12 protein-coding genes and 1 tRNA gene are annotated in these 9,798 nt (G+C 47.6%); 10 read left to right on the forward strand and 3 right to left on the reverse strand.

Annotated elements, in window-relative coordinates:
• Positions 1-94: 94 nt before the first annotated feature.
• From thiE to rpsT, 3 genes are all read right to left on the reverse strand, one after another.
• The gene (thiE, locus tag F8H35_RS07885; protein WP_472572998.1) at positions 95-736 is read right to left on the reverse strand and encodes a thiamine phosphate synthase; all 642 of its coding nucleotides are present in this window, start codon (positions 734-736) and stop codon (positions 95-97) included.
• Positions 737-767: 31 nt separating this feature from the next.
• A tRNA-Val gene (locus tag F8H35_RS07890) sits at positions 768-842 on the reverse strand.
• Positions 843-865: 23 nt separating this feature from the next.
• Positions 866-1,153: a 30S ribosomal protein S20 gene (rpsT, locus tag F8H35_RS07895; protein ID WP_472572999.1), complete on the reverse strand. Its 288-nt coding sequence runs from the start codon at positions 1,151-1,153 to the stop codon at positions 866-868.
• 108 nt (positions 1,154-1,261) lie between these two features.
• Between rpsT and bcp the strand changes: the two genes are divergently transcribed.
• The 10 genes from bcp to rnr form a co-directional block, all read left to right on the forward strand.
• Positions 1,262-1,738 (forward strand): thioredoxin-dependent thiol peroxidase, encoded by a 477-nt coding sequence (gene bcp / locus F8H35_RS07900; protein WP_472573000.1) that lies wholly within the window; start codon positions 1,262-1,264, stop codon positions 1,736-1,738.
• Positions 1,735-2,532, forward strand: coding sequence for a TIGR04219 family outer membrane beta-barrel protein (locus F8H35_RS07905; RefSeq protein ID WP_472573001.1), 798 nt, complete (start codon positions 1,735-1,737; stop codon positions 2,530-2,532). The genes bcp and F8H35_RS07905 overlap by 4 nt, the downstream gene beginning before the upstream one ends.
• 9 nt (positions 2,533-2,541) lie before the next feature.
• Complete coding sequence (gene dapC / locus F8H35_RS07910; protein ID WP_472573002.1) at positions 2,542-3,705, forward strand: succinyldiaminopimelate transaminase; 1,164 nt, start codon at positions 2,542-2,544, stop codon at positions 3,703-3,705.
• Positions 3,702-4,091 carry an ExbD/TolR family protein gene (locus F8H35_RS07915; protein ID WP_472573003.1) on the forward strand — a complete coding sequence of 130 codons (390 nt, stop codon included), beginning with the start codon at positions 3,702-3,704 and terminating at the stop codon, positions 4,089-4,091. The genes dapC and F8H35_RS07915 overlap by 4 nt, the downstream gene beginning before the upstream one ends.
• The gene (gene tsaE / locus F8H35_RS07920) at positions 4,084-4,536 is read left to right on the forward strand and encodes a tRNA (adenosine(37)-N6)-threonylcarbamoyltransferase complex ATPase subunit type 1 TsaE (protein WP_472573004.1); all 453 of its coding nucleotides are present in this window, start codon (positions 4,084-4,086) and stop codon (positions 4,534-4,536) included. The genes F8H35_RS07915 and tsaE overlap by 8 nt, the downstream gene beginning before the upstream one ends.
• A complete protein-coding gene (gene eno / locus F8H35_RS07925; protein WP_472573005.1) occupies positions 4,536-5,825 on the forward strand; it encodes a phosphopyruvate hydratase in 1,290 nt (429 codons plus the stop codon). The genes tsaE and eno overlap by 1 nt, the downstream gene beginning before the upstream one ends.
• Before the next feature lie 75 nt (positions 5,826-5,900).
• Positions 5,901-6,452, forward strand: a complete 552-nt coding sequence (locus F8H35_RS07930) for a C-GCAxxG-C-C family protein (RefSeq protein WP_472573006.1) — start codon at positions 5,901-5,903, stop codon at positions 6,450-6,452.
• Positions 6,453-7,373, forward strand: coding sequence for a hypothetical protein (locus F8H35_RS07935; protein WP_472573007.1), 921 nt, complete (start codon positions 6,453-6,455; stop codon positions 7,371-7,373). It abuts the gene before it with no gap.
• A 1-nt stretch (position 7,374) separates the two neighbouring features.
• Entirely contained in the window at positions 7,375-7,740 is a 366-nt protein-coding gene (locus F8H35_RS07940; protein WP_472573008.1) for a toprim domain-containing protein, read from the forward strand.
• Positions 7,730-9,798 (forward strand): ribonuclease R (rnr, locus tag F8H35_RS07945; protein WP_472573009.1); only part of this gene is annotated, 2,069 nt, incomplete at its 3' end. The genes F8H35_RS07940 and rnr, both read left to right, overlap by 11 nt.

The following is a 9,798-nucleotide window of genomic DNA, read 5'->3' on the forward strand; positions in this document are numbered from 1 at the left end:
ACCTATACCTGCTGCTATATTATCAACAGCCAAGGAGACAGGTATTGAAAGTGCAAAAAGAAACGCAGAAATCACTATTAAGGTTTTTCCGACATCAGCAACTCTTATCAATTATTTCCCTCAATTGCCGAGCGTTTTCGTAAGGATCTCCTTCCTCAAAAACAGCACGGACAACGGCAATGCCGGAAGGTTTGCAGGAGCAGACCTCCTTTACATTATCTAGAAATATTCCACCAATGGCTACTACGGGGAGCTCCGACTCCTCAACAGCCCTGCAGAGGTTCTCAATTCCCGTAACAGGGTCAGGGTTTTCCTTTGTAGTTGTCGGAAATACAGGACCAAAACCTATATAGTCGGCAAGTTTCTCTCTGTTTGCCTCTCTAACCTGTTCAAGGTTGTGTGTAGATAAACCGACAATAAACTCGTTTCCAACTATCTGGCGGATGGCATCAACAGGAAGGTCTGTCTGTCCAACGTGGACTCCGTCTGCTCCAACGGCAAGGGCAAGGTCTAAACGGTCGTTGACTATAAAGGGAACCTGGTGGAGCTTCGTTGCCTCACGAACCAAAAGAGCTTCCTCGTACATCTCACGGGAAGCTTTCTTCTTTGCTCTATACTGAACAACTGTAGCTCCACCTAAAATAGCCCTTTCAACAGCTTCAAAAATGTTAAAAATGTTGAGGAAACGCTCATCTGTGATTACGTAGAGTGAGAGGTCTAAGGAGGGTTTTTCCATTTTTTCCTCTTGTTTTAAGGCAGGAAGTTAATGGTAGGGCCGAGGGGTTTCGAACCCCTGACCTCCACCGCGTCAAGGTGGCGCTCTCCCACTGAGCTACGGCCCTACTGAGCAGTCAATAATATAGTCTTACTGCTGTGCTGCGGCAAGCTCTTTCTCAAGCTGAGCAACAGCCTTAGCTATCTTAGACTGGCGCCTTGCAGCCTCGTTCTTGTGAATAGCTCCCCTTACAGCAGCCCTCTCAATCCACTTCATTGCAACTCTCAGCTGCTCTTTAGCGAGCTCCAAGTTCTTCTCCTCAACTGCCTTGAGAACTTTCTTGGCCTCGGTCTTCATCCTGCGGACGTAGTATCTGTTGCGCTCCCTTCTCTTTATGTTCTGACGAAGCCTCTTCTTGGCAGACTTTGTATTCGGCATTCCACTTCCTCCGCCTGTGGTTAATTTGCGCTGGTCAAGTTTATAGCAATCGGCTTTAGAAGGCAAGAGAGAGTGGCTATAATTTGTGAAACTCTCAGGAGGGTTAAAATGTACGTTGAAGTAGGTAAGGAAGCCCCGGAATTCTGCCTGCCAGACGAAAAGGGTGAAAAGGTTTGCTTAAAAGATTTGAGAGGGAAATGGATTGTTCTCTACTTCTACCCGAAAGACAACACCCCCGGGTGCACGAAAGAGGCAGAAGATTTTTCGGAGCTCCTTCCCGAATTTGAGAAGTTGGGAGCCGTAGTTCTAGGAGTGAGCCCTGATTCTGTTGAGAGCCACAGGAAGTTTAAGGAAAAGAAGAACCTAAAAGTTAAACTTTTAAGCGACGAGAACAAAGAAGTTCTCAACGCCTACGGCGTTTGGCAGAAGAAGAAAATGTACGGAAGGGAATACTACGGAGTAGTAAGAACAACCTACCTGATAGACCCTGAAGGCAAGGTTGCACACGTGTGGAAGCGGGTAAAGGTTAAAGGCCACGCTGAGGCCGTTTTAAACAAAATAAAAGAGTTAAGGGAGGGAAAATGAGAAAAGCACTGCTCGCAGCGGCACTCTTCTTAATCTCAACTTCCGGTGCAAGCGCTATAACGATTTCAGCAGGCGGCGGAGCCTGGAGGGAAAACCCCGACGGCTGGATTGAATACACCAGTGACAACATCAAAGGAACAGGTGTAAGCTCAAAAACCCACATTGACGTTGACGACGACCTGAACCTTGACACAGAAACAAAGGGAGAGGGCTGGTTCAAGATTGAGGGAATTCCCATTCTTCCAGACATCAAAGTTCAGTATACAGCAATGAAGTTTACAGGAAGCGGTGTTGTTAACACCTCATTTACGTTCGGTGATATCACAGTTCCAACAAAGTCTTACGTTGACTCAAAACTGAGGGCAAATCAGATTGATATCACTTTAACCTACGGTGTTCCGTTTATAGGAACCGTAACAGCAGGAAAGTTTAAGGCGAACTGGGGTTTCAACGTAAAGGTTATTGACGGCTACGCAAGAGTCAAATACTACAATCCTGCAACGGGAACCCGGGGAGAGGACAGCAAATCTGCGACAATTCCCGTTCCTATGGCACACCTTGACTTTGAGGTAAGGCCTGTTAACCTTGTAGGGCTTGAGGCTTCAGGGAACTTCATCGGCTACGGCGGAAGTAAGTTCTACGAGTACACAGTTGAGGGCAAGGTTTATCCTATAAAGCACCTGTTTGTGGGAGTTGGATACAGGTACCAGAGGCTAAAAATTGACGATATAAGCGACGTTTCTTCAGACCTGAAGGTTAAAGGTATGTTTGCAGAGGCTGGATTCAGGTTCTAAAGGAGAGCCATGAACAGGAGAATCAGAGAACTAAAAGCCTACCCTATGGACAGATTAAACAGGGCAAAGGAGGAGCTCCGCCGGAAAGGGATTAAGATTTACGATTTCGGAACCGGCGACCCGAAAGAGCCGACAGACGAGAGGATAAGGAGAGCTCTCATAGAGGCGGTTCCGGAAGTAAGCCAGTATCCAACGGTTAAGGGAAGGAGGGAGCTCCGCCAGGCCATAGCAGGCTGGTTTGAAAGAAGGTTTAGAGTTCCGTTAGACCCGGATAGAGAAGTGATACCAACTGCAGGCTCAAAGGAGGCTATCTTTCACTTTCCTCTGGTTTTCGTTGATACAGACTCAGAAAAGAGAAAGGTTATTTATGGAACCCCCGCCTACCCGGTTTACGAAAGGGGAACCCTCTTTGCCGGAGGGGAGACCTACCCTGTGGAGCTCCAATACGAAGACAAGTTTCTGTTAAGGCTTGACAGGGTTCCAAAATCGGTTTTAGAGGAAACGGCAATCGTCTGGATTAACTACCCACACAACCCAACGGGGGCCGTTGCGCCCCTTTCATACCTGGAAGAGGTTTACGGAATATGCCGTGAGCACAACATTATCCTCTGCTCAGACGAGTGCTACACAGAAATCTACTTCAAAGAGCCGCCACACTCTGCATTGGAAGTCGGAAAAGAAGGGGTTGTTGTTTTCCACTCCCTCTCAAAAAGAAGCGGAATGACAGGCTACAGGTCAGGATTTGTTGCCGGAGATGAGAGGATTGTTCAGGAGTACCTGAAATACCGCTCCTCTTTCGGAGTAGCCTCTCAGGAGTTCGTTCAGAGGGCGGCAGAGGTTGCCTGGAGCGACGAAGAGCACGTTGAGAAGAGGAAAAAGATTTTTAAAGAGAAGGCAGAAATCTTTGACAGGTTCTTCCACGAGATAGGCCTTGAGTTCCTGCCCGTTGAGGCAACGTTCTACTTCTGGGTAAAGCTCCCTGAAGGAATAAACGGAGAGGAGTATGCACTTCACTTACTAAAATATGGAATTGTCATCTCTCCGGGAGAGTTCTTCGGAAAAGGGGGAGAAGGGTTTTTCAGGATAGCTTTAGTTCCAACTCCAGATGAGTGCAGAGAGGCCACCGAGGTCTGGCGGAAAGCCCACAAAGAGTTTATGGAGAAAAGGCGTTGAGGATAAGGGAAAACAAGAAGGGACTGATTGCAGATATTAACCTATCTCCCATTTTAGACCTTTCTCTAATGCTCGTTATCTTCCTCGCCGTTACAACAGAGTTTATATCGGGAGGAGAGATAAAAGTTCAGGTCCCAAAGGGGGGAGCTCCCCTAACCCAGTCGGAAGAGCCTGTAAAGATAATCGTTGATAAGTGGGGAAGGATCTACTACAGAGGGAAACTCTACAAAGACCCGTTAGAGCTTGTAAAAGTCCTGCCGAAAAACGGGAAGATTTTTATAAAGGCCGATAAAGAAACCCCCTATAAGTTTGTATTCACACTGTTAGACACACTGAGGCAGTCCGGGATAAAAAAGGTCTCCCTTGTGGGGCAGAGAGTTGAGTGAGTGCGTTTTCGTTTCAGGGAGCGAGGAAGAGACAAAAAAGTTGGGAGAGCTTATCGCCGGAGCAGTTCCAGAGGGAACGCTGATAGTTCTCAAAGGGGAACTTGGCTGTGGGAAAACAGCACTAACCAGGGGAATTGCAAAAGGTCTGGGAATTCCTGAAGATGAGATCTCATCTCCCTCTTTTAACATAGTTCACGAGTATGAGAACCTAATCCACGTAGACCTTTACAGACTAAGCTCTTTGGAAGAGGCTGAAGACTTTGGCCTATACGAACTTTTAGAGGACAACAGAGTAAAAGTTGTAGAATGGGGAGAGGAGCTCCTCAAAGAGTTCCCGAACGCCGTTCTGATTGAGTGCACAGAAGAAAACGGAAACAGGGTTTTTAAAATCAGCGACCCTACAGGTAAAATCTGCGAGAAAATTAATCAGATAGCGGAGGAGTGATGTCAAGGATAGTTGACGTTAGGGCAAGGGAGATTCTTGACTCAAGGGGAAACCCGACAGTTGAGGTTGAGGTTACACTGGAAAGTGGAGTTTCTGCAAGGGCCGCAGTTCCAAGCGGTGCCTCAACGGGAGAGAAAGAAGCCTTAGAGCTCCGTGACAAAGACCCGAAGCGCTACATGGGTAAAGGAGTTCTAAAAGCCGTAAAGAACGTCAACGAGGTGATAGCTCCAGCCCTCATAGGGGTTGAGTCAACAGACCAGGTAAACGTTGACAGGCTCATGATTGAGCTTGACGGGACTCCAAACAAGAGCAACCTTGGAGCAAACGCAATCTTAGGCGTTTCAATGGCCGTCTGCAGGGCTTCTGCAGAGGAGTTAGGACTTCCCCTCTTCAGGTATATCGGCGGGACAAACGCAAAGGAGCTCCCCGTTCCAATGATGAACATCTTAAACGGAGGAGTCCACGCAGACAACAACGTTGACCTTCAGGAGTTCATGATTATGCCCGTTGGAGGGGAGACCTACTCAGAAGCCTTAAGGATTGGGGTTGAGGTTTACCACACCCTTAAGAAAGTTTTAAAGAGGATGGGACACTCAACAAATGTAGGAGACGAGGGGGGATTTGCTCCAAACCTCTCCTCTAACGAGGAGGCCGTTCAGGTAATAATGAACGCAATTGAAGAAGCAGGCTATACGCCGGGAGAGGACGTTGTTCTGGCAATAGACGCCGCTTCCAGCGAGTTCTACAAGGGAGACGGCATCTACGAGCTTGCCGGAGAGGGCAAAAGGTTAAACAGAGAAGAGCTTGTTGACTTCTACAGGAAGTTAGTTGAGAAATACCCGATTATTTCCATTGAAGACGGAATGGCGGAAGACGACTACGAGGGGTGGAAGCTCCTTACAGCAGCCCTTGGAGATAAGATTCAGTTAGTAGGAGACGATGTTTTCTGCACGAACACGGAGCTCCTCAGAATCGGAATCAAAGAGGGCTTCGCAAACTCAATCCTCATAAAGCTCAACCAGATTGGAACGGTTACAGAGACCTTAGACACGATAGAGATGGCAAAGAGGGCAAACTACACAACGGTTATCTCCCACAGGTCTGGAGAGACCGAAGACCCGTTCATCGCAGACCTAGCAGTGGCAGTAAACAGCGGACAGATTAAGACGGGAGCTCCCGCAAGAAGCGAAAGGAACGCAAAATACAACCAGCTCTTAAGAATTGAAGAACTCCTCAACGGCTCAGCCACCTTTAAAGGAATGGACGTCTTCTACAATTTAGAGTTCTAATTACCGGGGGCTTTGCCCCCTTTCCCTCTCTTTCCTAAATTTCCCTACCAAAATTTTCTCAAGGGAGGTTCTGTTTTGGAATTCAGGAAAATTTCAGAGAACATGGAGTTTATCAGGGAAGTTTTCGGAGAAGTTGAGCTCCAGCCCTTTTCAGAGGAAAAACTCTCACAGCTTGCATACAGACACTACTGGGACTACAACTGTGAATACGGCGTTATAACGGCGTTCAACGAAGAGGCACTCTATCCAATCAGCTACAATGAAGTTAAAAAGGTTTCAAGGGAGCTCCCCCACAGGTGGAGTGCCATCTGCGGGGCAATTACGGGAGCTTTTTACATATTTGCAACAACTCTTCCCCTTGAAAAAGCCCTTGAGGGGGCAAAGAGGCTCATAGAGTTCCACAACAGGGAGAAACTCCCAATCTTCAAGGGAAAAATCCCTAACCTGCCGAAAGCTGCAGTTGGTTCTATCTTGTGCAGGGATTCAATTATCAACTGGTGCAAAGCAACAGGAATCCATCCAAGGAGTATGGAGAGGGCTGAGAGGTGCGCCTGCATAACGGCAGACATCGCAGGAAAGTGCGGAGAACTGGTGAGGGAGCTCTCTGAGGAGCTTGTAAGGAATTAAATGAACTTTACGGAGCTCTACTTTGTAATCGTTGCGGCCATAGCCTTTGGCTACGTTCTGGCCGCAGTTTTAGTTGAAACAAAGATTGTAAACTGGTTAGGCCTAAAAACCCTTAAACTCTCCCGTTTCGGACTCCACCCGCTTCTTACAAACGTTCCGGTTATCTACCTGGTTTCACCGAGGGCTGCCCACATAACGGCCTCTCAACTTCTAAAAGAGGGAAAAATTGAACCGATAGACCTCTACCTTGCAATCCTTGCCTCAAACTTCCCAATGAGGCTCATGTTCCTCTACCGCTACTACCTGCCGGTTTTACTCCCCTTGATTGGCGTAATAGCCATCTACTACGCACTCCTTAGGCTTGCCTTTGACGTCGTTCTACTTGCAGCAGTTTCAGTAATTGGAAGGTTCAGGTATAGAAACGTGAGGGTGGAACTCCCCCCGCCTGAAGAGGTAAAACCTGAGTTCAACCTGAAAGTTCTCAAAGAGGGAGTTCTAAAGGGCGGAAAGGAGGCCGTTTCGTTCATCCTCAAGTTTACACCCCTTTTCCTATTCATCGTTTACCTCATAAAGGCCGGAGCAATGGAGTGGCTCACTGTTAAGCTGAAACCCATCTTTGGAAATCTCGGTTTTAACTCTCTAGAAATAACCTACATAACAACGGCGGCAATAAGCCCACCTGTTGCCTACGGCCTCATCAAAGTAATGATAAAAGAGGGAATTCCCGTTCCCCACATCCTCGGAACGATGGCAGTTGGAAATGGAATGTTCTCGCTTCTCAGAAGCTGGTGGGCATATCTCCTGCCATACTACTTAGGGCTCTACCCTCTGAGAATAACGGCAGTTCTCCTCTTACTTCAGGCGGGGCTTCCCATAATTTACAATTTCACAGTGGGAACAGCTCTAATAAAATGGTTCTGAGATGGGCGAGCTGAAGCGGTTTATTGTGGAGCTCCGAAAGTTCTCATACACTCACCCAAACTGGGCTGTAGTTGTTGAGGGGAAAAGGGACAAACAGGTTCTTGAAAGGTTAGGAGTTGAAAACGTAGTAGACTTAAAGGGAAGGAAGTTCCACGACGTTGCAGAGAGTTTGGCCGAAAACTACAAGGGAGTGGTTCTTCTAACCGACTTAGACCCGGAAGGAGAGGCAATATTTCAAAAACTTGGAAGGATTCTGGAGAACTACGGACTGAAAGTTGACGGAAGTTTTAGAGAAATGTTGAGAAGTTCAGGAACAAAATTTGTTGAGAAGATAATTGCAGACCTCAGGAGGAGAGATGGAAGCTGAGTTTATGAAGGAGTTTGAAAAGGAGAAGAAGTTAGAGGAGGGAATTTTTGAGGCATTAAGGTGTTTCAATAAACCGTTAAGGGCAAGAGAGATAGCCAAATACCTGAAAATTCCCCCTGAGGAGAGGGGAGCTCTCCGGGAAAAACTGAAAGAGCTTGCAAAGAACGGGAAACTTGTAAAGCTCAGGGGAGCAAAGTATGCACTTCCGGAAAAACTCAACTTAGTTATAGGGAAGCTCTGCGTCTACAGGGAAGGGTTCGGCTTTGTTGACCCGCTGGAAGGAGGCAAAGGGGTCTTCGTTCCAGGAAGAAACATGGCCGGGGCAATGAACGGAGACATCGTTGCCGTTGAGATAGTTAAAGAGGGGAAAGAGGGAAAGAGAGAGGGAAAAATAGTTTCGGTTATTGATAGAGCCGTCAAAAAGGTTGTTGGAAGGGTTGAAAAGAGCAGAAAGTCCTGCTTCGTCATTCCTGAAGACAAGAGAATCCGATACGACATAATCCTCACCCACGAGGACTGTAAAAAAGTGGAAGATGGAGACTACGTTGTAGTTGAGCTAATCTCATACCCCTCTGAAACGAGAGGCCCCGTCGGTAGAGTTGTTGAAAACCTCGGAAAAACGGGGCCAAAGCTTGACATTGAGCTAATAATCAGGAAGTTTGACCTGCCAACGGAATTCCCGCCGGAAGTTTTAGAGGAGGCCAAGAAGATACCGGACGAAGTTAAAGAGGAAGACATAAAAGGCAGGGTTGACCTGAGAGACCAGCTCTGCTTTACGATAGACGGGGAGAACGCGCGGGACTTTGACGACGCCGTTGCGATAGAGAAGCTCCCCAACGGAAACTACAAGCTCTACGTCCACATTGCAGACGTCTCCCACTACGTAAAACCCGGAAGCGCCTTAGACAGGGAGGCCTACAGGAGGGGAACAAGCGTCTACTTCCCCGACCGGTGCATCCCGATGCTACCTGAGAAGCTCTCAAACGGCATCTGCTCACTGAACCCCAACGTAGACAGGCTCACGTTCACCTGCGAGATGGAGATAAACAAGAGGGGAATGGTTGTTGACTACAAAATCTACGAGAGCGTAATCCACAGCAAGGCAAGGCTTACCTACACAATAGCCCAGAAGATAATAGACGGAGATAAAGAGGCGATAGAGAAGTTCCCCCACGTGGTTGACTCCCTCAGAACGATGTATGAGCTTGCCCAGATACTCTACAGAAAACGCTACAAGAGGGGCTCTTTAGACTTTGACCTGCCAGAGCCCGTAGTTGTTCTAAACGCAGAAGGTGAGCCCATAGACATCTACAAGGCAGAAAGGCTCTGGAGCCACAGGATAATTGAGGAGTTCATGATTGCAGCAAATGAAACCGTTGCAGAGTATATGTTCTGGACAGACTACCCCAGCATTTACAGGGTTCACGAATCGCCAGACAGGGAAAAGCTACAGGAGTTCCTAAACTTTGCCCGCTCCCTAGGGATAAGGGTTCCAATAGTCCAGAACGACGTTCAGCCAAAACTTCTCCAGAAAATACTTGAGCAGGTTGAGGGTAAACCTGAGGAAAAGCTCATCAACTACCTGATGCTGAGGACAATGGCAAGGGCAAAATACTCCCCCGACAACATCGGCCACTTCGGGCTTGCATCAACCTACTACACTCACTTCACTTCTCCCATAAGGCGCTACGCAGATTTGCAGCTTCACAGGCTCATAAAGATGGCACTTAAGGGAATGTTCACTCCAGAGAGCATTCCAGCCTGGGAGGAGAAGTTAGAGGTTATCTGCAAGCACGTAACTGAACGCTCAATAACGGCAGACGAGGCAGAGAGGGACGTTATAGAGCTCAAAAAACTTCAGTTTGCACAGAACCACGTTGGAGAGGTCTTTGAGGCAATCATCACTGGGGTTTCCGAGCAGGGACTCTACATAGAAACAATAGAACAGGTTATTCCTGGATTTATCCACGTTTCTAACCTTAAGAACGACTACTACATCTGCGTTCCAAAGCAGTACTGTTTGGTTGGAGAGAAGACGGGAACAGTATTTAGAATAGG

The sequence above is a fragment of the Thermovibrio sp. genome (genome assembly GCA_015488335.1).
Classification (GTDB): domain Bacteria; phylum Aquificota; class Aquificia; order Desulfurobacteriales; family Desulfurobacteriaceae; genus Balnearium.

Coding starts and splice junctions, on each gene's coding strand:
- thiE (WP_472572998.1), bottom strand. CDS start 736: ATGGAAAAACCCTCCTTAGACCTCTCACTCTACGTAATCACAGATGAG.
- rpsT (WP_472572999.1), bottom strand. CDS start 1,153: ATGCCGAATACAAAGTCTGCCAAGAAGAGGCTTCGTCAGAACATAAAG.
- bcp (WP_472573000.1), top strand. CDS start 1,262: ATGTACGTTGAAGTAGGTAAGGAAGCCCCGGAATTCTGCCTGCCAGAC.
- F8H35_RS07905 (WP_472573001.1), top strand. CDS start 1,735: ATGAGAAAAGCACTGCTCGCAGCGGCACTCTTCTTAATCTCAACTTCC.
- dapC (WP_472573002.1), top strand. CDS start 2,542: ATGAACAGGAGAATCAGAGAACTAAAAGCCTACCCTATGGACAGATTA.
- eno (WP_472573005.1), top strand. CDS start 4,536: ATGTCAAGGATAGTTGACGTTAGGGCAAGGGAGATTCTTGACTCAAGG.
- F8H35_RS07935 (WP_472573007.1), top strand. CDS start 6,453: ATGAACTTTACGGAGCTCTACTTTGTAATCGTTGCGGCCATAGCCTTT.
- F8H35_RS07940 (WP_472573008.1), top strand. CDS start 7,375: ATGGGCGAGCTGAAGCGGTTTATTGTGGAGCTCCGAAAGTTCTCATAC.